General features: G+C 52.6%; 28 protein-coding genes. 16 read left to right on the top strand and 12 right to left on the bottom strand.

Translation table 11 applies throughout. The annotated features are described in order from the left end of the window. The first annotated feature begins 38 nt into the window (after positions 1 to 38). Positions 39 to 866, top strand: coding sequence for a hypothetical protein (locus IFT57_RS06085; RefSeq protein WP_192150969.1), 828 nt, complete (start codon positions 39 to 41; stop codon positions 864 to 866). 43 nt (positions 867 to 909) lie between these two features. Here the strand turns inward: IFT57_RS06085 and IFT57_RS06080 are convergent, their stop codons facing one another. The 3 genes from IFT57_RS06080 to IFT57_RS06070 all read right to left on the bottom strand — a co-directional run bounded on the left by IFT57_RS06080 (position 910) and on the right by IFT57_RS06070 (position 2,138). Further along, on the bottom strand, positions 910 to 1,251 hold the full coding sequence (locus tag IFT57_RS06080) for a hypothetical protein (protein WP_192092759.1): 342 nt from the start codon (positions 1,249 to 1,251) through the stop codon (positions 910 to 912). Positions 1,252 to 1,338: 87 nt separating this feature from the next. Continuing rightward, positions 1,339 to 1,680, bottom strand: coding sequence for a hypothetical protein (locus tag IFT57_RS06075; protein WP_122531321.1), 342 nt, complete (start codon positions 1,678 to 1,680; stop codon positions 1,339 to 1,341). Positions 1,681 to 1,778: 98 nt separating this feature from the next. Beyond that, positions 1,779 to 2,138 carry a hypothetical protein gene (locus tag IFT57_RS06070; protein WP_122531322.1) on the bottom strand — a complete coding sequence of 120 codons (360 nt, stop codon included), beginning with the start codon at positions 2,136 to 2,138 and terminating at the stop codon, positions 1,779 to 1,781. Between the two features lie 171 nt (positions 2,139 to 2,309). On the opposite strand from IFT57_RS06070, the gene IFT57_RS06065 reads away from it, so the two are divergent. Further along, positions 2,310 to 3,281 (top strand): hypothetical protein, encoded by a 972-nt coding sequence (locus IFT57_RS06065; RefSeq protein WP_192092760.1) that lies wholly within the window; start codon positions 2,310 to 2,312, stop codon positions 3,279 to 3,281. On the opposite strand, the gene IFT57_RS06060 is transcribed toward IFT57_RS06065, so the two are convergent. Continuing rightward, positions 3,266 to 3,829 carry a hypothetical protein gene (locus IFT57_RS06060; RefSeq protein ID WP_241032717.1) on the bottom strand — a complete coding sequence of 188 codons (564 nt, stop codon included), beginning with the start codon at positions 3,827 to 3,829 and terminating at the stop codon, positions 3,266 to 3,268. The genes IFT57_RS06065 and IFT57_RS06060 overlap by 16 nt on opposite strands. 129 nt (positions 3,830 to 3,958) lie before the next feature. Here IFT57_RS06060 and IFT57_RS06055 point away from each other — a divergent pair, with 129 nt between their 5' ends. From IFT57_RS06055 to IFT57_RS06040, 4 genes are all read left to right on the top strand, one after another. Beyond that, the gene (locus IFT57_RS06055) at positions 3,959 to 4,396 is read left to right on the top strand and encodes a chemotaxis protein CheW (protein WP_122531324.1); all 438 of its coding nucleotides are present in this window, start codon (positions 3,959 to 3,961) and stop codon (positions 4,394 to 4,396) included. Further along, entirely contained in the window at positions 4,393 to 4,731 is a 339-nt protein-coding gene (locus IFT57_RS06050; RefSeq protein WP_192092761.1) for a DUF2388 domain-containing protein, read from the top strand. Before IFT57_RS06055 ends, IFT57_RS06050 begins: the two co-directional genes overlap by 4 nt. Before the next feature lie 208 nt (positions 4,732 to 4,939). After that, positions 4,940 to 6,898: a TonB-dependent receptor plug domain-containing protein gene (locus IFT57_RS06045; RefSeq protein WP_122531325.1), complete on the top strand. Its 1,959-nt coding sequence runs from the start codon at positions 4,940 to 4,942 to the stop codon at positions 6,896 to 6,898. 17 nt (positions 6,899 to 6,915) lie between these two features. Next, positions 6,916 to 7,785 (top strand): hypothetical protein, encoded by an 870-nt coding sequence (locus IFT57_RS06040; RefSeq protein ID WP_122531326.1) that lies wholly within the window; start codon positions 6,916 to 6,918, stop codon positions 7,783 to 7,785. A 17-nt stretch (positions 7,786 to 7,802) separates the two neighbouring features. Here IFT57_RS06040 and IFT57_RS06035 read toward each other — a convergent pair whose 3' ends face one another. The 3 genes from IFT57_RS06035 to IFT57_RS06025 form a co-directional block, all read right to left on the bottom strand. Then, positions 7,803 to 8,201 carry a hypothetical protein gene (locus tag IFT57_RS06035; RefSeq protein WP_122531327.1) on the bottom strand — a complete coding sequence of 133 codons (399 nt, stop codon included), beginning with the start codon at positions 8,199 to 8,201 and terminating at the stop codon, positions 7,803 to 7,805. 291 nt (positions 8,202 to 8,492) lie between these two features. Beyond that, positions 8,493 to 9,143, bottom strand: a complete 651-nt coding sequence (gene adk / locus IFT57_RS06030; protein WP_122531328.1) for an adenylate kinase — start codon at positions 9,141 to 9,143, stop codon at positions 8,493 to 8,495. 133 nt (positions 9,144 to 9,276) lie between these two features. Beyond that, complete coding sequence (locus IFT57_RS06025) at positions 9,277 to 10,011, bottom strand: YdcF family protein (protein ID WP_192092763.1); 735 nt, start codon at positions 10,009 to 10,011, stop codon at positions 9,277 to 9,279. Positions 10,012 to 10,230: 219 nt separating this feature from the next. Between IFT57_RS06025 and IFT57_RS06020 the strand changes: the two genes are divergently transcribed. Beyond that, the gene (locus IFT57_RS06020) at positions 10,231 to 10,887 is read left to right on the top strand and encodes a VWA domain-containing protein (RefSeq protein WP_192092765.1); all 657 of its coding nucleotides are present in this window, start codon (positions 10,231 to 10,233) and stop codon (positions 10,885 to 10,887) included. Here IFT57_RS06020 and IFT57_RS06015 read toward each other — a convergent pair. Together IFT57_RS06015 and IFT57_RS06010 are read right to left on the bottom strand one after the other, a co-directional pair. Then, complete coding sequence (locus IFT57_RS06015; protein WP_122531331.1) at positions 10,880 to 11,458, bottom strand: HAD family hydrolase; 579 nt, start codon at positions 11,456 to 11,458, stop codon at positions 10,880 to 10,882. The two genes, IFT57_RS06020 and IFT57_RS06015, sit on opposite strands and share 8 nt — an antisense overlap. An 8-nt stretch (positions 11,459 to 11,466) precedes the next feature. After that, positions 11,467 to 12,168 carry a TIGR00266 family protein gene (locus IFT57_RS06010; protein WP_122531716.1) on the bottom strand — a complete coding sequence of 234 codons (702 nt, stop codon included), beginning with the start codon at positions 12,166 to 12,168 and terminating at the stop codon, positions 11,467 to 11,469. A 466-nt stretch (positions 12,169 to 12,634) separates the two neighbouring features. Between IFT57_RS06010 and IFT57_RS06005 the strand changes: the two genes are divergently transcribed. Together IFT57_RS06005 and IFT57_RS06000 are read left to right on the top strand one after the other, a co-directional pair. Continuing rightward, positions 12,635 to 14,590: a TonB-dependent receptor plug domain-containing protein gene (locus IFT57_RS06005; protein WP_122531332.1), complete on the top strand. Its 1,956-nt coding sequence runs from the start codon at positions 12,635 to 12,637 to the stop codon at positions 14,588 to 14,590. Between the two features lie 24 nt (positions 14,591 to 14,614). Continuing rightward, entirely contained in the window at positions 14,615 to 15,496 is an 882-nt protein-coding gene (locus IFT57_RS06000; RefSeq protein ID WP_122531333.1) for a hypothetical protein, read from the top strand. Here the strand turns inward: IFT57_RS06000 and IFT57_RS05995 are convergent, their stop codons facing one another. Continuing rightward, positions 15,497 to 15,661: a hypothetical protein gene (locus tag IFT57_RS05995; protein ID WP_192151319.1), complete on the bottom strand. Its 165-nt coding sequence runs from the start codon at positions 15,659 to 15,661 to the stop codon at positions 15,497 to 15,499. Beyond that, positions 15,661 to 16,212, bottom strand: coding sequence for a hypothetical protein (locus IFT57_RS05990; RefSeq protein ID WP_122531334.1), 552 nt, complete (start codon positions 16,210 to 16,212; stop codon positions 15,661 to 15,663). The genes IFT57_RS05995 and IFT57_RS05990 overlap by 1 nt, the downstream gene beginning before the upstream one ends. Positions 16,213 to 16,323: 111 nt before the next feature. Here IFT57_RS05990 and IFT57_RS05985 point away from each other — a divergent pair, with 111 nt between their 5' ends. The 4 genes from IFT57_RS05985 to IFT57_RS05970 all read left to right on the top strand — a co-directional run bounded on the left by IFT57_RS05985 (position 16,324) and on the right by IFT57_RS05970 (position 18,607). After that, entirely contained in the window at positions 16,324 to 16,722 is a 399-nt protein-coding gene (locus IFT57_RS05985) for a hypothetical protein (RefSeq protein ID WP_241032718.1), read from the top strand. 169 nt (positions 16,723 to 16,891) lie between these two features. Continuing rightward, positions 16,892 to 17,149, top strand: coding sequence for an Arc family DNA-binding protein (locus tag IFT57_RS05980; protein ID WP_192092767.1), 258 nt, complete (start codon positions 16,892 to 16,894; stop codon positions 17,147 to 17,149). Between the two features lie 99 nt (positions 17,150 to 17,248). Then, on the top strand, positions 17,249 to 17,911 hold the full coding sequence (locus IFT57_RS05975; protein WP_192092769.1) for a hypothetical protein: 663 nt from the start codon (positions 17,249 to 17,251) through the stop codon (positions 17,909 to 17,911). An 81-nt stretch (positions 17,912 to 17,992) separates the two neighbouring features. Continuing rightward, complete coding sequence (locus IFT57_RS05970) at positions 17,993 to 18,607, top strand: hypothetical protein (RefSeq protein ID WP_122531337.1); 615 nt, start codon at positions 17,993 to 17,995, stop codon at positions 18,605 to 18,607. 28 nt (positions 18,608 to 18,635) lie between these two features. Here the strand turns inward: IFT57_RS05970 and IFT57_RS05965 are convergent, their stop codons facing one another. Then, entirely contained in the window at positions 18,636 to 18,977 is a 342-nt protein-coding gene (locus IFT57_RS05965; RefSeq protein ID WP_244656716.1) for a hypothetical protein, read from the bottom strand. 175 nt (positions 18,978 to 19,152) lie between these two features. On the opposite strand from IFT57_RS05965, the gene IFT57_RS05960 reads away from it, so the two are divergent. The 3 genes from IFT57_RS05960 to IFT57_RS05950 all read left to right on the top strand — a co-directional run bounded on the left by IFT57_RS05960 (position 19,153) and on the right by IFT57_RS05950 (position 21,398). Next, the gene (locus tag IFT57_RS05960; RefSeq protein ID WP_122531338.1) at positions 19,153 to 19,545 is read left to right on the top strand and encodes a hypothetical protein; all 393 of its coding nucleotides are present in this window, start codon (positions 19,153 to 19,155) and stop codon (positions 19,543 to 19,545) included. Between the two features lie 162 nt (positions 19,546 to 19,707). After that, positions 19,708 to 20,142 (top strand): peptidase S24/S26 domain-containing protein, encoded by a 435-nt coding sequence (locus IFT57_RS05955; protein WP_192092771.1) that lies wholly within the window; start codon positions 19,708 to 19,710, stop codon positions 20,140 to 20,142. Next, positions 20,139 to 21,398: a translesion error-prone DNA polymerase V subunit UmuC gene (locus IFT57_RS05950; protein WP_192092773.1), complete on the top strand. Its 1,260-nt coding sequence runs from the start codon at positions 20,139 to 20,141 to the stop codon at positions 21,396 to 21,398. Before IFT57_RS05955 ends, IFT57_RS05950 begins: the two co-directional genes overlap by 4 nt. Positions 21,399 to 21,452 lie beyond the last annotated feature (54 nt).

Below are 21,452 nucleotides of genomic sequence, written 5' to 3'. Positions count from 1 at the left end.
CTGCCTCTTGCACCATAATCATTGTAGAGGCGGAAACCATGAATAATCAAACTGCCAGACGCTTGTGCGACAGTGACATTGTTGACATTTTCAGAAACTTCGATGCCCAGCGGGTAGGCGAGGTTTTTCGTGGTTCCAATCTTCTGGGTATGCACGAATTTCTCGTGGATATTTTCCGTGAGAGTCAATGGTCAGACCCTGCCTGCTACATGAAGCGCAATACGCTTTTGCTAACAATTGATATGGCGCCCGTAACGCCAGATCAACACCGAGCACTTTTCCTGGCCATTGCAGAGAGCGGCGAGAGTGTGGCTGCGGGGGAATATCTCGACATGCTGGGCGGACGCAATCAAGTCCGGCTTGCCGATCGTAAGGGGTTGTTCAGTGCGATCGATCTCCATGCTCTCATGGCTCAAGTAGGTCTGGGCATCGCTGGCAATGTGGATCTGCTGATCAACGCGATGACACCCGACCACTGCGCTTCTATCCGGGCACTTTGGGGCTTGATGCGTAAATTGCATGAGCCCCGACACGAGCATGCGGGCAAGTGGCTGACCGCCATGCAGGTATTGGTCTGCCAATTTGGATTACACACCACCGGCTTGGGCGTGGATGATGTAGACAACGAGCCCTGGATCAGTCTTTTTTTCAATGGACGTGACCAGGGCACTGTCCAGATAGCAGGCTCTGTGCTGGCAAGCCAACTGGCCCGCAATTATCTGACGACCCAGACGCTGATAGACAGAGCCTGTGGGCTTGGGGATCAGATTAGGCTGATCAAGACATTTGATCTTTCACCTCATACCTTCAGCTTCCAGGTCATACGCTCATCGCACGCGCACAGGGCACCTGACTACGTGTATTGAACAGCCCAGCGAAGCTGGAATAGGGGCGACCAGCATTTGCCGATCAGCCTTCCTTTTGGACGACTTGGGTTTTATGCACCAACCAGCCGCCAAGGTTCATGATTGCAACGTGGATCGCCCTCAGCAGGTTAAATAAAAGCCTGCACAGCATGCCAACAACCGCCAGGATCAGAATTGTGACCGCCACCAGAGAAATGCCTAGCATTGGGATGTGGAAGAACTTGTGGAGCAGTGGCCAGGTTTCAGCGCTGGGAGGGGCTGGCCAGGATGTCAGGATCACCACCAGGTGACCAATTCCAAATGCAGCCAGATAAACCCCGCTGACGATCCCCAGAAAAAGGATCAATCCAAATAGGTACGGCACACGCTTTATCATGCTTTTCATCAAAATCCTCGCATTGTGTTGCTGTGAAATAGCCAGAAGGGCGTTGAAACACTCAGAAGCTCAGCCCAAAAGGGATGTCAAGCCAGGTCAGTCTTTCTGAGAGAGTGTCCTGGTTTTATTGCGGGTGCGCTTTTCCAGCCATCGCCCCAAAAAGCCTGTCGTCGAGCGAAGTCCCGACCAAAACTCAATCAGCAACAAAAGGGCTGCGACAAGGGCCAACGCCCAGCAGAAAAGCCCGCCCCAAACCTTGAGGCCAATAAGCAGTAACGATGCCATGCTCAACTCTTGAGTCGGAATATCACCTAACCACTGGCAGTACCAGGCATAACTCTGGCCGGTGCCCAGCAGAACCATGAAGACACTGAACAAGCCTGCGATAAGCAGAATGGCTCCAGCGAAATGAGGGTGACGCTTAATTGTTGCATGCATGAAAATTGTCCTGAGGTTGCTGCGTTTTTTGGGCGCGGAGTGTTTGAAGAGCCAGGGCAAGGCCGGCAAGCCGGAATGGGGCGACTCCCCCCTGCTGCTTAATCGGCAGCCTTCATCCGCTTGGCAAGCCAACGGCCCATCCTTTGTGCAGCGGCGTACGACCCAGTTGCCAGGTCGTTGAGGCAAAACAAGGCGGCGCGACCCACGTAAGACGCGGCGATCACCCCAACAAAGAGTCCAACCAAGCTCAGAATGCCAACGAGGGGAGTTGCAAACAGCAAATTCATGATCTTGTCGGCTTCATTGGCCGCAGGCTGAACAGGCGAATCCTGAAAATGCTGTAAAAACCACACCACCCCCATGCCCACGACGAGGACAACAAGATAGAGGGAGCAGGCAATGCCCAGCATCAGAACGGCGCCGAAGAGGGCAGGGTAGCGCTCAACTAATTTTTTCATTGTGTTCGCTCAAAGGATTTATACATATGCCAATATACCAATTAATCGATCCCTGTCAAATAAGGCCGGTGCGCCTTCAACTGAGCCCAAGATGGGCATTTCTCAATATATTGACAGCCTGCTCCCAAGCGCGGATCATTCACCTTCGTTCCGAATCCAAGAGACATGGCCATGAAACGCCTGATTGCCAGCCTGATCCCCTTGTTTCTCGTCAGCTCATTGAGTTATGCCGAGGAAAAAAAGTCCCCTGTAGCTGATCAACCTAATCAAGCCACGGCCACAGATGCTTCCAAGGACAGCGCCAAGGACGCCAAGCCCGACCCCAAAGCGCCCTATGCAGCGGCGCTTTTCAAATTGATCGAAGAAACCCAGGGCACCATCCATGATGCCATGCAGCCGGTTGAAACCGAATTGGCCAATGAAGTTGAAAAAACCAGCAAGCAATTGTTGGCCGACAACGTGGTGTATGGCGCGTTGCTCAAGATGGCCATGTATCGGGATACCCTGAACGGGGAAGAGAGCAATCCTGAGCGGGCAGCTCGATCAGCGATGGGCAGCCTTCAGTCGATGCTGCGTCAGACACCTGGGGTCATGAGCAACGAAGCCTTAATCAATCGCGCACGCCTTGTTGCTCAGGTCTCCAAGTACTACAGCAAAAAAGACCCTTCACTGTGTCGATACTACCCCCAGGATTTTTCAATCCTGCTCAGTGTCGATGCCCCTTGGCTCACCGATGTGGACGAAGATGTAGCACGCCAGGCCATGAGTGATGAACTCAAAGCCATCAAGGCTATGCTCGAAGGCATGCCGCCCTTGATCATCAACGATACCGATGTTCAGACAGTCTTCTCCAAGTTTGCTGGTGAATGGCTTGGTGGCCTGGACAAGGATACGGTGAGAATCATTGCAGTGGCCAAGGCTGAGGCAAACTATTGCGAGCTCTGGCGCTATATGCTCGAAGACGTTTCAAAAATGACAGAGGCCTATCCCAGCGCGGGACAGAAGCTGTTGTTGCCCATGCTGACACTTCCTACGAGAGGCTGGCTTGATGTTGGGCAGTGGTCTTACCGTGTAGGCAATCAAAGCCAAGCAGCGCCTGATGACGCTGCCGGCTCGGAGGCCAGTGATTACAGTTCGGGCTGAACGGATCTGACTTTATCCTTGCCGGAGTCATCAGCAGTGCGGGCCACAGCCTGGGAGAAAGAACTGCCAGGTAGCGTCATTCTGGTCGACAACACACGGTCGGCAACAGACTGAGGCTTGACCAGCACGGGTAAAGTAAAAGTCGACCTGAGAAGCTGGTCTGCCACCGTTGGCTCTTTTGACGGTACATCGACAGACAGATCGACATCAGCAGGGATATACGCAGGCTTCGGCTCCTCAGGGCGCAGAATGGGAAGGTGCATGGTGCTTCTGAGGATTTGATCTGCAACGGTCAGCACGGGAACCGGTTGTGGCAACACCATTTTCGAACTGAGCAGAGCGCTCGCACCATCAGGCTGCGGCGCCCGCAGGTCGCTCAAATCCAGATCTGCGGGGATGAACGATCGGGTCGGTGTCTGGTTTATCATGCCAGGTGGCGAGAATGGTTGGGACAGCAGCTGATCGCCAGCACTATGCATTGGGCTAGCGACCTCTGGCAGCCGCATTTTTGTTTGCAAAACCACGTCCGCAACGGTAGGGGTAGTCATCTTAATAATCTCTTTCCGGGACTTAGCCATCTTCCAATACAACCATAAATAGCACAGCCTGCAGACTCCAGCACCTTGTCAATAGTCGTTTTTGTGGTATATTGTAGGCATCCATTCAAGGGCATTCTGATGAAACAGGATCTGCTGATATTTACCCTGGGGACACGCGAGCGCTTTGCCGTAAACGTCGCCAACACCAAAGAAATCATCACCCTGGGTCACCTCAACCAGATGCCTGGGGCAAGCTCATGGGTGCATGGCGTTACCCGCGTGCGCGAGAAGGTCATTCCGGTCGTAGACACTTATGGTGTTCTGTTCGGAAAGACCCGAGAACAGACGCCAGTGATGGCGATTGTGTTAGACCTTGAGCATCCCATTGCCCTGGCGGTGTTTGACGTTAGTCATGTTCACAAATTTGACCCGCAAATCCAAGCCCACGAGGCAGGGAAGGGTAATTATGTGGAGATGATCATCCAGGATGAGCATGGCCTGATTCAGAAGTTGCGCGAAGCCAACCTATTTGCAGGCATCAGCCGCGCCCACCATCAACTGCAGGCAGCAGCATGAAAGCATTAGCGTTAGCATTCGCAGCATTCGCTTTGGCCGGGGTTTCCCAGACGAGCTCTGCAGACCCTGCCGGCATCGCAGCTGCTCAGTCAGGTTTGGTGTCTTTATCCGCACCAATAGGGATGACGTTTATCTCATCGTTAGGCACCACAGAGTCGATCTCTGGCAATCCCATGAAGATTGCTTCAAGAGATGACGCGGCCTTGTATGTTGCCTCGGATGGCGCCGAAGATCGTCCTGCACTTGAAATGGCCTATCGCCGATATCTTGAGCAACCTCAATCAGTCGAAATAAACAAGATGACGTTCGCTGTCGGCCTATTGGCGCAGCAGTGAGGGTGCGACCAAATGTAGCAATAAGCCGCCAAAAAACGGATTGCAGCGTTGACTTGATGCTGCTTTTCGCATAATTGGGGAAGTTCGTCCATGTCAGGCGTCGCTTTAAGCCTACAATTGTCGGGCGGGTACTCCATTGTGTTGACTTTCATACTTAATTGTCGTCTCATAGGCCTCCCCTCTAGTAGTGACCCACGGGAACGCCGCTGTGACTTCCAAACGTACCTCCATGATTTTGAAATCTGCTCTTGCCCTGTGCATCTCCACCTGGGCAACCGTTGCTCACTCTGAAGATTTCGACCTGGCGCCATCGCTGACGTTGGCAGATACAAGCCTGCCGGCGAATCCAAAGAAACACGGTACGGCAGTGACTGTTATCGATCGTCAAATGATCGATGCCAGCGGGGCGCGTTCGCTTGGTGAAATCCTGCGAATCGTACCGGGGGTTACCACTGGTTATCGTTACGGTCACTCTTTGTCTATTGGCACCCAGGGGGGCGCTGAAGAGTTCGCCAGACGCATCAGCTTATTCGTCGACGACAGGTCTGTGTTCACACCTACGAGTGGGGCATTGTTTGGTTTCAACATGGTGCCTCTGGAAGACATCGAGCGCATTGAAGTTTATCGGGGCCCCGCACACAGCGAGTTCGGCTCCAACTCCATGTTGCTGACAGTAAAGATCTACACCGCCTATGCCGCTGAGCGGCAAGGGACGAAGTTGAGCTATCGCCAGGGCAGCAATGGGATCCAGGACACCTATTTTCAACATGGCGGCAAGGCTGGTGAAGTTTCCTGGACAGCCTCGTACAACGGCACTAACGACAATGGCCTTATTGGCCGTCAAGATGACACTCATAAGAAGCAGGTGTTTGCACGTGCTGACTATCAGTCTTCGACCGAAAACCAGTTCAGTGTCACCATGGGCGCGGCTAAGTCGGACATCGACTACTGGCTCTCGTCAAACTTGACCAGCGATGACCATCGCGCTGATGACAGCACCTGGTTTTTGAACTCTTCCTGGACACATATGTTCAGCGACAGCATGTATTCAACAACCAATCTGTCCTACAGCAATCTTGACCGAAATTCGAGCTATACGGCTGCGCCGATCAGGGGTGTTGGCAGACTCAATTACACTCCCGGCTACACGCTGAAGACCACAGCGATCGATACCAAGATTGTCAAAAACTTCTCTTTTGTTGAAGTGACTGTGGGTGGAAAATACTCATTCGATGACCTGGCGGGCGACTCCCTGTTCAAAAAGGATCAGTACAACATCGAAGATCGCTCCATCTACTCTAATCAGAAATGGCACCTTACCGACAGCACCACGCTGCATACCGGTTTCATGAGTGAATCCTCGACCTTCTTCGAAGGAAACACGTTTGCCCGTAATGCCTCGATCGTTCAAGAAGTCGGTTTCCAGAACTCGTTTCGAGTTGGCTATTCCGAGGGTACCCGATTCCCGCTTGTCTATGAGCAGGAATCGGCACGTAAAGCAACGCTTTTGGACATGGGCAGACGCCCTGTGTACGACATCTACAACGTCAATCGCCTGAACCCAGAGGAGATGCGTCAATACGAAGCCGCCTGGATGTTCGGGACTTTGGACAAGACGCTGAACACCGAAGTCAGATTATTTCTGAACAAGTACGACAACGCCATCGCCTACGTCACGGCCCCAAATCCTGGCGTTTTGAGCCAAACAGGCAATACTGTAGTGAGCGCCAAGAATATTCGTGACACCTCGGACGTGAAAGGCGTGGAGGTCAACGTTGACTGGCGCCCAGCACCTGGCGTGATGATTGTCGCGAGCGGCTCGTACAATGACATCGACTCCCACGTTGCCAAGGATACTTACACCAACAACATTGGAGACAACGGCCCATCCAACGTCTTCAGTCTGCTTGGCCAGTACTCATTCGGCAACCAGTGGCGGGTTGGTGGTATGCTCACCCGCGTTCAATCTTTCAACTGGGCCAACGCATGGACGTTGGAGACTCAGAAAAACCTGGATATGTACGTCGAGAAATGCTTCGGCGGACTGGTCGGAACCAAGGTTTGCACCAAGCTGGCGGGAAGCAACCTTTTGGGCGATGAATCAAATTTCCGTCCTGAGGCAGAAACACCCCGCACGTTCTGGGCTGAAGCCTCCGTAAGCTTTTAAAATGCCATAGAGGGCGTATGGTGCGTAACGGTCTGATAAAGCAGCTGAGAGCCCTTCTATGGGCTCTTCTGGCTTGTGTGGGGGAGGTTGTCGCAGGCGACCATGCTTCCACGCCTGTCAGGCTTTTCTACAACCAGGATTCCCAAGAGCTGCGCAACCTTATCGAAGGCTTGAAGAAGGCTGGTCAGGACAACATCACCCTTACCAACAGCGTCAGTCCGGATGTGTGTGCTCAGCCTGGAAAAATCATTTCATTCGGTGGCGACATCACTGAAATGCTTGTGGCTGCCTGCCCCAATACAGACCTGGTCTTCATTGGGTCGAATTTCTACTACGCCAAATTCAAGTCAAAGCTGACTAAGGGCAGCTGGGGCTACTTCAACGAACAACCTTTGCTCAAGCAACTGATGCATGCCGACAGGAACATGCCCTCGATCAAAACTCTAGGGGTGCTCTACAAGGACAACGACGGAGATATAAATCAGATACAGGGGCTGCTCAAAGCCAATACTCGGATTCAAGTAAAATTGGTCAAGATTGAGAGTGGTCAGGTCATTGCCCAAGTACTTAGGTCGCTGTACGAACAAGTCGATGCAGTACTGGTGACTTCGAACCAGGAAATATGGTCACTACAGGACTTTAAGACTTACTTGTTGCTAGGCATGCGTCAAGGAAAGCTGATGATTGGCGGGCACAGTCAGTTCTTCATTAATCGAGGTGTAATCAGCTCTGTCCACAATGACTACATTGCCTTGGGCGAACAGATGGGCAAAGAGCTCACTGAAGATCATCATGAGCAAATTCGCTATTTCGACAAAACCAATATCGTCACCAATCAGATGCTTACAGCCCGCTATGGCATCTACATTGGCGATAAGAAAGAATAGCGCGAAGCCTCATACCCTCAGCCAAACAACGAAAGATCGTCCAGTCTGATGTTCTTCGAGCGATCTGCCTCACCAGGCTTTCTTGCAGGGGTTCCGAGAGTAGTTGATCGGCCAGTGCTGCGAGATTGCACAGTCAGTGCGCCTTTGGCTTGCCGTTTGCGATCTGGTGCGCGGTAGCCTTCTTGGAACTCGTCTTCTTTGATCGGCTCGTAAGTACCGTTCTTGACAGATTCTAGGTAGGCCTTGTAAGGGTCTTCTTCGCGTCCTGGTTTAACCAGGGTGGGGGAGGCTGTCAGTGCTTTCTTAATTCTTTCCGGCTCACCTACGTCTGCTGCGTAGAGACGAACTTCATAACCGGTTTCTACTTTCTCTTGAACTCGCTGTGCAAGCAGTTCACGTAATGCATTCTTATCCATATGACCTGGATCCTTCGCGTTCAGATTTATTGGTACTTATAATGAGTGTCTGGGTGCAGCGTTGATGGTGTCAAGCATACAGGATCGAAATGATGACAAGAGGGTCTTGAGCCGGTTATCGCCAACATTGACAGAAACTTTAGCCGAATTTGCAAAAAAAACCTCCTCGCCCTGCCTTATCCCGGTTCCTACCTTGATTTTGGAGCGGTTGGGTCAGGTATGTCTTACTTTGACATGTGATCCCGATGATCACAAGCATAGCTTGCTATGCATTCCTGACCTAATCCCAGACTAGGCCACAATCACCAGGCCGTCAATAACGCTGCGCACGGTCTCTACTGGGCCCATTGCGTCAACCTCATCGAAACGGGGCCGTACCGCTTGATGCATCTGGCGGTAGAAGTCCAGAACCGGCAGTGTCTCCTCACGATACACACCCAGCCGCTTACGCACAGTTTCTTCCGCATCATCCAGACGCTGCGTCAAAGGCTCGCCTGTTGGGTCATCCAGGCCTTCGATCATCGGCGGGTTGTGCAGGATATGATAGGTGCGCCCCGACGGGGAGTGGAAACGGCGCCCAGACATGCGCTCAACTATGGCTTCATCATCTACGTTAAGCACCAGAACACGATCGATAATGACCCCGGCATCAGCCAATGCTTCTGCCTGGGCCACTGTGCGCGGGAAACCGTCAAGCATGAAGCCATCTGCACAATCTGACTCAGCCACGCGGCGCAGCAACAAACCGATCACAACATCATCGCCAATCAGCTGTCCTGTAGGCATCAGTGCTTCAACCTGCAGGCCAATGGGCGTTCTATTGGCAACTTCGGCTCGCAGCATATCGCCTGTGGAGAGCTTTGGGATTTGTAGTCGCTCACACAATAAACTGCCCTGGGTGCCCTTACCGGCTCCAGGTGCACCAATAATCAGGATTTTCATACACGGCCCTTAATTCCAATGAATTGTTATCATAACCGGCGTTGCTCAAGGGGTGAAGCAATTTCCGCATAAGAACACTTTGAAGATTGCCCTGAACAGATCAGAACAATCCCCCAGTTACAATCACATCACCTTAAGCAGATGGAGCGTTCCAGCCCATTGCTTCATACAACTCATAACGCCAGAAACCAATCTGTTCATGCATGAAGACATCAACCATGGCGAGGTTCCAGGCGCTTGGCAATAGTGACTTCATGCCAAGGGACTGTTCTGAAGCCTCAGCTTGGGTGGGTAGTGAGAAATGAGCGAAATATGCCTGGCTTCTCGGCATGTGCAATAAGGATGTCACCAGGACAGCAGAGCTATAACCATGCTCTTTCGCCCATGCGCTTGAGAATTGCGCATTCTCCCAGGTGTTATGGCTTTTCTCCTCCAGTTGGATATGCCCAATCATGTCAGGAGCCGAAGTCAATAGCCGTGCTTTATAGACCTGCGCTTCGGTTTGAGCACCTTCACCTGTAGCACCCCCCGAAATCAAAACGGCGCAATCAGCTCCCTCAAGGGCCTGGCACTTACGGTAAACCTCGACAGCTTTGAGGATACGGGGGAGGGCATAGGTGGGCACCACCGGGTGGCCATCCTTCACCTCAAATCCCAAGCCGAGCAATACGATTAGCTGGCTCCCTGACTTTTCTCCTGCGGCGGAAGGCTGCTCATTTTGAGCCCATGACTCCATAGGCCCGTTTAACATCCCGGTGCTTGCTACATAGATGGAAGCAGCCAATACAAGACTAACCCCTCGCCGCCAAGGCTTGAGAGCCCATATCAAGGATACGAATGCGACAAGGAGCAAAATCAGAACCGTCATGTGAAATTCTCGATCGATAAGACAGAGTGCGATGATGCCACACCCCTCATCCTGCCTCCAGCAAAGTGGCTTCCGGGTTTTGATCCATATCCACAGTTGCGGCTCCTCGAAATTGGTAAACAATATTGGTTTTAAGGCTCCTCAGGCCCTATGATAAAGCCATAGGTGCAGCGCCCACGCTGGGAAACCTTGACCAAACCATAACAAGAAGAAACTGACATGATCGACATCTCCAAAAAGATCTCGCTGTCCAAGCTGACAGCCAAAACCCACATCCAGGTTGCAGGCCTTGACCTCAACAGCGCACAGGTTGTGGTGGTTCTCGACGCATCCAAATCCATGCACGCCCAATACAAGGATGGTCGAATCCAGAGTCTGCTTGAGCGCCTGACGGGTCTTGCGATGGCGCTGGACAAGGATCAGAGCTTTGAGCTGTATCTGTTTGGCAGCGATGTAGCGAAACTACCGGCGCTTGATGCGCAAAGCGTTTCTGGTTACGTCGAGCGCGAAATCATCGGCAAATACCGCATCAACCAGTCGACCAATTACGCCCCGGCCATCGCCCGCATTCATGACGACTATTTTGGCTCCAAAGAGCCGGTGCTGGTGATTTTCATCACTGACGGCGACGCCACTGACAAGAAGCAAACAGAAAAGGTGATTACCCAGGTATGCACCCAGAACTACTACTTTCAGTTCTGCGGCGTAGGCGGTGAGCGTTTCGCCTTCCTGGAAAAGCTCGATACCCTTAAGAATAGACCTATTGACAATACAGGCTTCTTCTCGGCTCAAGCGCTGGATGGCCTGAGCGACGAAGAGTTCTTCTCAAGCCTGCTGGAAGAGTACGCTTGCTGGGTACGCGACTACGTCAATTGATCTGACGACCAATACCAGGCACATCCCACAGGGTGTGCTTTTGTCGATCAAGGTGATAGTAAGATAAGCCGGCAGCCTGGGCACCGCCGACATCATCACGAAGCGAGTCTCCGATCATGAGAACGTCAGCGGGAGAAAAGTCCAGGTCTGTGCAGGGCTGAAGCAGGGCCTTCGGGTCAGGCTTTAGCAGCCCAGTCACACAGGAGAAGCGGCACCTAAGCGCTGAAATCCCCAAGGCATCAATCAAAGGCTGGCAGTACGGTTGAGCCAGGTTGGACACGATAAGCCATGGAATTCCGAGATCTTCCAATCGCGACAAAAAAGCTTTTGCTTCATCAAAAGGCTTGATGCTCGATACCTCAGCGTTAAGAGCATCCAGGATGTTCGACACCTCAGCACAGGGCAAGCCCAGTGGTTCAAGAAGCTCTTTAGCGGCCAGGTCTGTAGTCAGGGCGCGTTCATAGAAGTGACGCCGCTGAGCCCTGTCTTGCTCGCCTAAGTGTCGGAAGGGGTTTCGCTTGTCGGTGATCTGTACCAGGGTTCCATACCCATCCAGCAAAATGGCTTTCATGTAACTCTCTAGGGCTGCTGAAGGCTGCGTACGTAGGCATCGAATGCCAGTTGATTGCGTGATCCTATCAGAATAGTACCCCGACCTGAAAACTTCAGTACCACGAACTCTCCGGACATAGCGGTGCTTGCTAGTCGACCCAGAATGCCTTTACGGCTTGAGGCGGTTCCAACCTTATGGTGCAGTGAGCTATCCCAGGCAATGAGGTGGCCATTGTCGATGACGATCTCATCGCCTTCCCTTACTTCGACGACCTGGATCTGTCCGAAGCCAGAAACTGCAAGCTTGCCTGAGCCCTCGGTCTCCATAATCACAAAGCCGCCCGTATCGCCCAGCAGCCCACTGGTTATTGAGTTGAGCTTGTTCTTGATGGTTACCCCCTCATCACAAGCCAAAAAACAGCTCTGGTTGACCACATACTGAGCTTTGCCCACATCCAGAAGGTGGATATCACCCGGCATTGGCGGAGCCAGGATGATTTGTCCCTCACCGCTCGCACGCGTGCCTTTGATCTCCTGCATGAAGAACGACTCATCGCTTGTCATGCTACGAATCAGCGATGAGAAGATCCCGCCACGAACGACACCCTCTACCGAAACGCCGCCATCGTTCATGACCATGGCATTCGATTCGGAATAGATTCTTTCACCCATCTTCAGAGTGACAGAAAGCATTGGGTCGCGCCCGCACATCATTTCAAACTTTGCCAATTCCAGCACTCCAAAAAAGTCAATATAAGACTAAATGTATAGTGAAGGAGGGATTTCCTCAATCTCGGCCAGTGTTTTTTTACTGCCTGGCGTAATCATCCTGCAGCCAGTTGAGTGGAACAACGCACAAGCGAAAGGCCCTCAATAATGCAGATGATAACCATTCAGGAAAATCTTCATGGGCTGGTTTGATCCCTATAGATGCTCGGGCACCCTCAAATGGAGTTAATCGCTGCAACGCAAAAAAGGCCAATGCACACAACGATGATGGCGTTTTGGCTAGCACCTTGAATCAGATAAGTAAAGGCTGCTTATCGGATCAATTGAGCATTCACATTTTTTGGAAAATTGATGAGCTAGACGATGATAAATATCTATCGCTTATATTGACTTAACCCCCGGTTTGTAGTCTTATTGCACCGCCCTGAAATCCAGGGACGACCAGGTTCTGAAAACGGATTTAACGATGTTCCAAAGCAGTCCATCCCTCTTGAAATCCGTCGGCTTGACGCTCCTGGCGCTGCTGCCACTGAAAAGCTTTGCCCATGAAAATTATGAGGCTGGACTTACCCTGGCAAATGCCACGCTACCTAACAACCCTCGTACCAGCGCCACCGCGTTGACCGTTATCGACAAGCAAATGATCGAGGCGAGCGGTGCCCGGTCAATCGGTGAGGTTCTTCGGATCGTGCCGGGGGTGACCACAGGCTATCGCTTTGGCCATTCCTTCTCCATTGGCTCTCAAGGCGGGGCAGAGGAGTTCGCACGCCGGGTACTCGTTCAGGTCGATGATCGCCCGTTGTTCACGCCCTCAGTAGGCACCGTGACCAGCTTCAATATGGTGCCGCTGGAGGACGTCGAGCGCATCGAGGTTTATCGAGGGCCTAGCCATAGCGAGTTCGGCTCAAACGCCATGCTCCTGACCATCAAAATTTTCACAGCCTATGCTGCGGAGCGCAAGGGAACCACCCTGAGTTCCCGCAAAGGCGGCATGGGTATCGACGACCTATACGTTCAGCATGGCGGCAACATTGGCTCCATGGACTACACGGCGTCTTATACCAGCTCACGCGACACAGGGCTCAAACATCGGGACGACAGCACTAACAAGAAGCAGTTTTTTGCCCGAGCCGATTTTTCACCCACCTTGTCTGACGATGTAATGGTCACATTGGGCGCTGCGGACTCCGATATCGACACGTGGGTCTCTTCGAATTTGAACAGTGACGATCATGACGGCCAGGACACGAGCTGGTTTTTGAGCTCCTCCTGGACGCACATGTTCAATGACACAACCTATGTGTCCACCAATCTGTCCAATACTTACTATGATCGAGACACACACTACCTCACAGCCCCAGTCAATGCCCAGGTTGGTCGACTCCTATGGGATGTGGGGTACAGCTACAATTCAACCAGCTTTGCCAGCAAACTGGTCAAAAACACAACACTGGCTGATTTGACATTTGGCATGAAGTATTCCTCGGATGTCATCAAGAGCGAGTCCATGTTCAAGGCTGATAATTTCACGGTCACCCATGGTGCTTACTTTGCCAATCAAGCCTGGCACCTGACTGACACGACCACGCTGCATACCGGGGGCATGATAGAGCAAACCAACAGCTACAAGCAGATGCCGCTGGCCTACAATGCCTCCCTGGTGCAAACCGTTGGCAATCAGAACACTTTTCGTATCGGATACTCCACCGGCAGTCGCTTTCCCTTGGTTTATGAGCAGAAGTCGGCCCGCAGGGCGTACCTGTACGACCAAGGCATGAAGCCTGCCTATGATGTCTACAATACTGAGAATCTTGATCCAGAACGCATGCGGTCTACAGAGATTGCCTGGATGTATGAAAGCTTGGACAAATCAATCAGCACTGAGCTGCGCCTCTACATGAATAAGTACGACAGCATGGTGGGCTACGCTGAAACCCCTAATCCTGGAGTGCTCAGCCAAAACGGCGCCACGGTTTCCAGCGCCAAGAGCTTCAGCAACACGGGTGTTGCAAAGGGCCTGGAGGCCAGCATCGATTGGCACCCATCCTCAAAATTGTTGCTGACTCTGAGCGGCTCGTACACGGATGTCGACAGCTATATCCAGAAGGGTACGTACACAAGCAACATTGGAGAATCTTCACCCTCGACAATCGTAGCGGCATTAGGGCACTATTCATTTGAGCACAATTGGGCGGTCGGTGGTATGTACAGTTACGTGTCATCATTTGCCTGGAGCAATGGCTGGGAGTTGGACTCTCAGAGCAGTTTAGATCTGTATGTTGAAAAGTGTTTTGGCGCGCTAGGAAGCACGAAGGTATGTAGCAAGGTTGCAGGGTCAAACTTGCTTGGCGATCAACAGAACTTCCGCCCAGAAGCCTCATCCCCTCGAACCTTCTGGTTCGAAACATCGGTGAAGTTTTGAGTCTATATGGCCTAGGGATTGGTTATGTCACTGAATTTTCAGCATATCGCGCCGATCGCGTCTGTTTTATGGCTGATCGCATTGTTGTTCCCGCCCGCGCTAGCACAAGCCCAGGGCGAAGTTACACGAGTAATTGTTGTCGCTTCAAAAGACTCCCCTGAGCTGCAGAGCCTGGTTCTGGGCCTTCGCAGCAATGAGAGACTGGATGTTAAACAAAGCGCTCATTTAGCCTTGAGCATGTGCGATGACGATGCAACGATCGTTGCTTTTGGCGCGGACATGGCGGTAAACCTGACCATAGCGTGCCCATCCAAAAACATTGTTATCCTTGCATCGTCATATCGTTACAACTTCAAAATCAGTCGGCCAACTCAAGGTAGCTGGGGGTACTTTCTCGATCAGCCCCTCGCATCTCAGGTGCGTCATGCCTCGATGAATATGCCGAGTATAAGAAGCCTTGGAATTCTCTACAGTGACGATGACGTCAACAAGGATGAGATTGAAAGCATTGCGAAAGAAAAGTGGCGGGTGAATATTCAGCTTGTGAAGGTTAACCCAGGGCAAGTGGTCGCTCAAATCATGCGTGATCTCTATCAATCGGTCGATGCGGTGCTGATCACCGGCAATACAGAAATCTGGTCATTGGCAGATTTCAAGACCTATCTGGTCTTAGGAATGCGCCAGGGCAAGATCATGATTGGTGGCTACAACTACATCTACATGAATAGAGGATCTATCAGCGCAGTGCACTCTGATTTCTTCAGCATGGGGGCTGATGTTGGCAAGCAAATCCTGACCCCAAGCTCAAGGAGCGGAATGAGCTTCTACAAAACTCGAAAAATCGTGACCAATGATCTTTTGGCGGCTCGCTATGGTATCTACATCGGCAATAACAACGAGTGGTAGTCACTGCTTGCGTAACTGCTTGTCATAGTCACGGCTGTCTAGACCAAATCCCCACAGCAACAAGCCTGCAGCCAGCAAGGCTGCAGCCAGCAAGGGCGTAGCAACAACGATCAGGATTGAGCTGATCAGCCCTGCACTGCGGCCTTTGTTTCGTTTGTGCATCATCAACTCTCCTCATCATGTCTTTGAGCGGGTGCCGGAATGGCAACTCCACAGGCATTCTTCACGTCTCGACGGATCTTCAAGCCCAGCTCATAAGTGTCGTTGCGCACGATGCACTGCAACCAGTCTGCGGCTTCGTGGATGACCGAGAGCGGCGCGTGCACGAGCGATTGGCCTTCTTGCTCAGCCAGCAAGGCATCAATGCTCTTGGCTAACAGAGCCTGGCGAGAAAGATCGCGATACGAGCTGTAGCTCAGCCACCCCGAGCATTGCTCAAGTATCTGTCGATCAAGCGGTACTGGTTGGTGATCGACGTAGTCAAACATCTCAAGGCGCTTGCGGTAAGCCGAGCCATCATCAGGTTTGAACGTCAGCTCTTCCAAGCCAAAAAGGGCTCTGGGATTTGCTGTCGAAGCCGCGCTTTGCAAGGAGTGCTTCAAACCCGCAAGCAGCGCCACTCGAAGTGGCTCGCGCAACGCAGCATCCAGCGTGAGCTCCAGCGCGCCACCAGGAGACTCAAGTTGATCGAGCAAGTCAGACAGGTCAGTAATCATCGAACCCAATACCAGCAGTGGAGGTGCGTTGGCGCCCTATGGTCGGGCACTCCCAATGGACACAGATACTATGTCAATATATAAATAAATACAACCTACTAGGACGCCTCGATGGCCCGGCGCAAGAAGATCTACTCAGAGCAAGAGCTGATAGAGATGGACATTGACGAGCTCGATGAAATCGCTTTCGGCTACACCAGCGATCAACAGATTTCTGTCGATCCAAAATCACTCCACATCTACCTGACCGACATGGAGAATGCCGAGCACAAATTCGAATTATGGGGAATGAAGTGGGTCAAATCAGTTGACCTGTCAGAGCCCATTCAGGTGTCCGTAAGGGGTGACGGAAGGCTCTGGCTGGAGGATGGTCATCATCGAGCCTTCTGTGCCAGGATTCGTGGCGAGAGCCTTCAGGCGATCATCGAGATAAAGGCAAATCCGGTACTTGCCATTCTGAATCGACAGAAAGAAGCCATTATCGCCCTCGACGACTCGCCCAGCCCCTAACGGTTGAGCACCTTGACCCTGATTGTCTACTCAGGATGAATCAATTGATTCAATCTTGATTCAATTATTGAACAAAAAGCATATTTCCTGATCTCAGGTAACTCATGATCAGATTTGCGTTGTTGTCATGCCAAAATCAACTTCAAGAAAACAGCTCACCGAAAGGTTTATGTTGCGCATGACCCCAAGTCTCAGGGGGAAGGTGGCTGAAAACGCTCGGCTTAACCACCGAAGCATCAATTCTGAAATTCTGCACACATTGGGCCGCGCCCTTGGAAGGGCACCTGGAGATGTGCGCTTCAAATCAGAGGATCAGGCGCATTCGGAGCAAAAGCTCATTGAGATCGTCAAAGCCCTGCCGGCTGAGCAGCAGCAAGCGCTTATCGACCTGCTTGATACTGATGATCACGAAGAGACTTTGAGCTAGCTCGGCATAGCCGCTTGAGCCAGGCCTTCAGCATGGCGCTCCAGATGGCGAAAGGATAGACTGAGAAGACTACCAATATACGCCTAAACCGAGACAGTCATGAAAAAAACTACCGCCCTAGCGCTTGTTCTCGCCTTGGTCTGCCCGTGCATCGCAACAGCCTCACCGCCCTCTACTGAAACGGAGGAATGTGGTTTGGGTTCATGGCAGGAGTGGGCGCCCGGAAACCCGGAATATCGAACCCCGCGCACACTCAGAAGCGTCCACAGCACTGCGTTGGGCGTCTTGTTTGATGAAGATCATTCCGAGCTGATCTACAACAGCCTTCAGGCTGGCGACTTCCTTTACACCAAGAAATTTGTGGTGAGCAGCAACGCCAGCACCATCAGTTACGACCTGTGTCGCACCCACTCACCAGGCGGTGCTTCCGACACCTTCGATCCTCCTTCCCCCAAGTGGCTGGAGTCACAGATAGAAGCTGGTGACCTGCCCCCGAGCGAGGGCAAGACCAAGGTGAGCAAAGCAGGGGGCTTTGATTGCAAAAAAAATGGATGGGGCGAGGCAACACCAAGCCCTTTTGATTTTCCAGAAGGGGCTGTGGTCTTGATTCGCTTTGGCAAGGCCAGAGTCTATGAGGACGACGGCGTCAACCATCGCTCTTTTGACAGCTATGAGTTCCAGGGTCATACGTACACCAAAGACGTCCGGCACAAGAAAGACACTGGGTATTCGATGGACTATGGCGTCTGCAAATCACGATGATATTTGGCGACGGCTCGCCTTGGCGCGGGCCTTCTGCCTCTCGTATAGTGGTAATTAAAGCGATATTCGAGATTTCGACCGATGAAATTTACAGAACACAAAAAACCCACCTATCCGCCTCGCACCCAGCACAATGCCCAGTCCGCTGACTTGACGGTGGCCTTTGCTGAAAAATTCGATTCAGGCGGTGAGGTTCTCACCCATTCGATGGCTGGCGATCGCTATGTGGGCATCGCCCTAAAGAAAGCGCCTCGCGACGCGGCGATTGAGCTTTTTCGCGCCTGCAAGAAACACAACGCTCAGGTGCTAAACGTCGCCGGCAACGGTATCTACACCCTCAAGGATTTTGACTGGACTCAGGAAAGCCTGAATCTCTGGGCGTTCCAAGTAATGAAGTTCGTTCATGACCACCATCCGTTCAAGAAGGTCATCTCTGGAGGTCAGACAGGGGTGGACTGGGCAGGTGGTGTGGCCGCTGAAGTGCTGGGCATTCCGGGTGAGATGACCTTTCCAAAGGGTTACATGCAACGCACCCTGACCGAATTCAAGCTGATCCAGACCAAGGATGATGTTGAGCGCAAGTTCGAAGATGACGTTCGTGTTCTGCGCGGAATGCTCGTCGAGATGGGCATCAAATTGCCGGAGCCCGTCGAGAAAAAGCCCGAGCCTCCTGAAGATCTGTTTGAGCTCTGCTAAGGCTGCGTCCTACCCGCAGATGAACTAATCACTCAGCGGCTGCAAGACGGCCAAAATCCTCACGTCTAAAATCATCTGGCTCTTCGCTGAAGAGTCCGGTGAGCATGCGGTCTCGGCTAAGCCCTGAAAGCACTTTGAGAAAGCAGCTTCGACATAGGTTTACCTCGTAGCGCTCCACGGCGCCATCAGCAGCGGCGGGCCAATCGCCCAGTAGCTGGCCAGCTCCAGTGCCTTCTTTCACAGCTTCGAGGCAAACGTCGCAACAAGGATCAATTTCCACAAAAGTGTCTGTCATTGTATAGACCTCCAATTTCCACTTCTCCAAAGTGTAAGCGTTGAGAGCACACAGGCGCAAAACAAGGCTGCCCATGGGTAAGCCATGCCTTGAGACCCAAACCGTTTTGGGCGAAGATTGCATCTCGGGCCAAAGTGAACACTGCGTTCAAGTCATTGTCAGGAGCCGGCATGTCGATCCTCATTCAGCGGTATTGTCACAACAGCGACCGTCTGCCCGCCAGCGGTACCCATACTGAGGGGCAGGCGTTATGAACTGGCACTTGATCGATTCCGTGAGCCTAGACAAACCCGTCTATGGCGACCCCTGCAACGGTTGCGGGGTGTGCTGCATCGCCAAAGTCTGTGAGCTTGGTGAAGCCCTGGGTGATGATCAAAACTGCAAAGCCCTGATTCAGAATACCGACAGAAGCTTCTCCTGCGGACTGGTGGTCGACCCTTACCGCTTCCTCAGCGAGGAAAGCCTTGATGTGTGGCAAGCGATCGATGCCATGAGTGACGGGAATGCGGGCGAACAGGCTCTCCGGGAATCCAATGCTCAAGCACTGGGGGCGGGGCGGGGATGTGACAGCGATGATGACGCCGCCCAGGAGTACATCGACGAGGCAAGAGCCCATCTTCAACTCTCCCTTTCACTCGTCTGAAAGTTAGCTCTGTCGACCCTGCCGTATGCTCCAGCAAACACTGGCTATCGCCCTTTGAAAAGCACAAAAGCAGCCCGAAGGAAGGGACGACTCTCTTCTTTGCACTTGACGAGTGATGGGTAGAACTGGATAGATATACAGCCATTCACCAGTACTGCCATCATGTCGAAACCCGCCCCCTTCTCAAACAAACGTCTGGAATCGCTGGCCAAGCTACCCGTTGCGGTCAAGATCACCGGCTTTGCCTCGCCAGCTACAGGCTATGAGGCTCACGGGCTGTCGATTGATGAGATGGTGGGGATGGGTGCGCCCCACATCTACCTCTGGAAGCTCGACAGTGAGGCCCTGAGCGGCTTATCGATCTATCCCGATGATCTGCTAGTGGTAAACCGTGGCGCTAAGCCTTGCGATGGTGCCATTGCCGTGATCATCGTTGATGAGGATCACCGCATTTGTCAGATCGCGGGCAGGGCGCCGAATTTCACTTTCTGGATTGAGCCTGTTGCTGGCCAGCGCGAGGCCATCGAAAGCACAGAGTCGATTTCATTGTGGGGTATCGTTGAGCGTGTCGTCAGGGATCTACGGGTGTTCGCGTGAAACGCATTGCCCTGATCGACGGCAACTCGTTTTATGCGTCGGTTGAAGCCCTGTTCAGACCAGACATTCGGGATAAGCCAGTGTGTGTGCTGAGCAACGGGGACGGTTGCGTGATTGCCAGGAATGCGAAGGCCAAAGAGCTAGGCATCCCTATGGGCGCCCCGTTTTTCCAGATCAAGGACTACGCCCGCCAGCACGGAGTACAAATGTTCTCCAGCAACTACACACTGTACGCGGATGTGTCCCGGCGCATGATTCAGTCAATCTTCCCTCATGTCGAAGACCTGGAGCAGTACAGCATCGATGAGTGCTGGGCATTGATGCCAGACGCTGAATCATTGCACGATTATGGCCTGGCTCTGAAGGAAACCGTGCTCCGTGAAGTGGGTGTCCCGGTCGGCATGGGAATCTCTACCACCAAGACCTTGGCCAAGCTCGCGCAGTGGGCCTCCAAAGAGTGGAAGCAGACAGGAGGGGTGGTTGACCTCACCGATCCGGTACGTCAGCACAAACTGCTCAAGATCGCTCCCGTGGCCAAGATCTGGGGTGTAGGCCGTAAGCTTGAAGCTCGACTTGGCGCCATGAACATTGTGACAGCGTGGGATCTGGCGACCTTTGATCACAAAACGTTGCGCAAGTCGTTCAATGTGAATGTAGAGCGCACAGCCAGGGAGCTGATGGGCGAGGTGTGCTTGAACATGCACGAGTCGCCTGATCTGAAGAAGGAAATCATGAAGTCCTGCATGTTCGGTGTGCGGGTTCGCGACCTGGTAAAGCTTCAAGAGGCCGCTGCAAGTTACGCTTCAACCGCCGCCGAACGGCTACGCAGTCAACGCTCGCTCTGCCAAACCCTGACAGTGAGCGTGCAGACCAGTCAGCATGAGCCTCAACACCAGCGCTACTACAACTCAATCTCCGTGCAGATGGTCAACCCTACCGATGACACGCGCCTGCTTATCAGGGCGGCGCTTCAGGGCCTGGAGAGTGTGTTTCGACCAGGGTTTGCCTATTCAAAATGCGCGATCCTCCTGACAGACCTGCATCAGAGAGGCACCTTCACCCAAGATTTGTTCGCCGAGCAGCAGGATGAGGCTACCGACCGCTTAGGTGAGCTGATGGACACCATCAATCTTCGCTACGGAAGAAACGCCATTCATTCGGCCAGGGTCAAAGTTGATCCTGAATGGAAGGTGCGGCGTGATCTCCTATCACCCAGCTACACCACTAGCTGGAGTGAGTTGCCGGTGTGCCGGTAGGGGAGTCGTCATCTTCCGCGAAGCGGTCTCGCCTCAAAACTGGCCAATGAAGAG

The organism is Pseudomonas sp. CFBP 13719 (assembly GCF_014842095.1).
Taxonomy (GTDB): Bacteria; Pseudomonadota; Gammaproteobacteria; order Pseudomonadales; family Pseudomonadaceae; genus Aquipseudomonas.
The sequence above is the reverse complement of the archived record's forward strand: the minus strand, read 5'-3'. Positions and strand labels throughout refer to the sequence as shown.

Coding starts and splice junctions, on each gene's coding strand:
- IFT57_RS06060 (WP_241032717.1), bottom strand. CDS start 3,829: ATGACTACCCCTACCGTTGCGGACGTGGTTTTGCAAACAAAAATGCGG.
- IFT57_RS05965 (WP_244656716.1), bottom strand. CDS start 18,977: ATGGGCAGCCTTGTTTTGCGCCTGTGTGCTCTCAACGCTTACACTTTG.
- IFT57_RS05975 (WP_192092769.1), top strand. CDS start 17,249: ATGAAAAAAACTACCGCCCTAGCGCTTGTTCTCGCCTTGGTCTGCCCG.
- IFT57_RS05980 (WP_192092767.1), top strand. CDS start 16,892: ATGTTGCGCATGACCCCAAGTCTCAGGGGGAAGGTGGCTGAAAACGCT.
- IFT57_RS05970 (WP_122531337.1), top strand. CDS start 17,993: ATGAAATTTACAGAACACAAAAAACCCACCTATCCGCCTCGCACCCAG.
- IFT57_RS05990 (WP_122531334.1), bottom strand. CDS start 16,212: ATGATTACTGACCTGTCTGACTTGCTCGATCAACTTGAGTCTCCTGGT.
- IFT57_RS05995 (WP_192151319.1), bottom strand. CDS start 15,661: ATGATGCACAAACGAAACAAAGGCCGCAGTGCAGGGCTGATCAGCTCA.
- IFT57_RS06075 (WP_122531321.1), bottom strand. CDS start 1,680: ATGCATGCAACAATTAAGCGTCACCCTCATTTCGCTGGAGCCATTCTG.
- IFT57_RS06050 (WP_192092761.1), top strand. CDS start 4,393: ATGAAAGCATTAGCGTTAGCATTCGCAGCATTCGCTTTGGCCGGGGTT.
- adk (WP_122531328.1), bottom strand. CDS start 9,143: ATGAAAATCCTGATTATTGGTGCACCTGGAGCCGGTAAGGGCACCCAG.
- IFT57_RS06065 (WP_192092760.1), top strand. CDS start 2,310: ATGAAACGCCTGATTGCCAGCCTGATCCCCTTGTTTCTCGTCAGCTCA.
- IFT57_RS06080 (WP_192092759.1), bottom strand. CDS start 1,251: ATGAAAAGCATGATAAAGCGTGTGCCGTACCTATTTGGATTGATCCTT.
- IFT57_RS06040 (WP_122531326.1), top strand. CDS start 6,916: ATGGTGCGTAACGGTCTGATAAAGCAGCTGAGAGCCCTTCTATGGGCT.
- IFT57_RS06025 (WP_192092763.1), bottom strand. CDS start 10,011: ATGACGGTTCTGATTTTGCTCCTTGTCGCATTCGTATCCTTGATATGG.
- IFT57_RS06015 (WP_122531331.1), bottom strand. CDS start 11,458: ATGAAAGCCATTTTGCTGGATGGGTATGGAACCCTGGTACAGATCACC.
- IFT57_RS06085 (WP_192150969.1), top strand. CDS start 39: ATGAATAATCAAACTGCCAGACGCTTGTGCGACAGTGACATTGTTGAC.
- IFT57_RS06035 (WP_122531327.1), bottom strand. CDS start 8,201: ATGGATAAGAATGCATTACGTGAACTGCTTGCACAGCGAGTTCAAGAG.
- IFT57_RS05985 (WP_241032718.1), top strand. CDS start 16,324: ATGGCCCGGCGCAAGAAGATCTACTCAGAGCAAGAGCTGATAGAGATG.
- IFT57_RS05955 (WP_192092771.1), top strand. CDS start 19,708: ATGTCGAAACCCGCCCCCTTCTCAAACAAACGTCTGGAATCGCTGGCC.
- IFT57_RS06070 (WP_122531322.1), bottom strand. CDS start 2,138: ATGAAAAAATTAGTTGAGCGCTACCCTGCCCTCTTCGGCGCCGTTCTG.
- IFT57_RS06005 (WP_122531332.1), top strand. CDS start 12,635: ATGTTCCAAAGCAGTCCATCCCTCTTGAAATCCGTCGGCTTGACGCTC.
- IFT57_RS06000 (WP_122531333.1), top strand. CDS start 14,615: ATGTCACTGAATTTTCAGCATATCGCGCCGATCGCGTCTGTTTTATGG.
- IFT57_RS06020 (WP_192092765.1), top strand. CDS start 10,231: ATGATCGACATCTCCAAAAAGATCTCGCTGTCCAAGCTGACAGCCAAA.
- IFT57_RS05960 (WP_122531338.1), top strand. CDS start 19,153: ATGAACTGGCACTTGATCGATTCCGTGAGCCTAGACAAACCCGTCTAT.
- IFT57_RS06055 (WP_122531324.1), top strand. CDS start 3,959: ATGAAACAGGATCTGCTGATATTTACCCTGGGGACACGCGAGCGCTTT.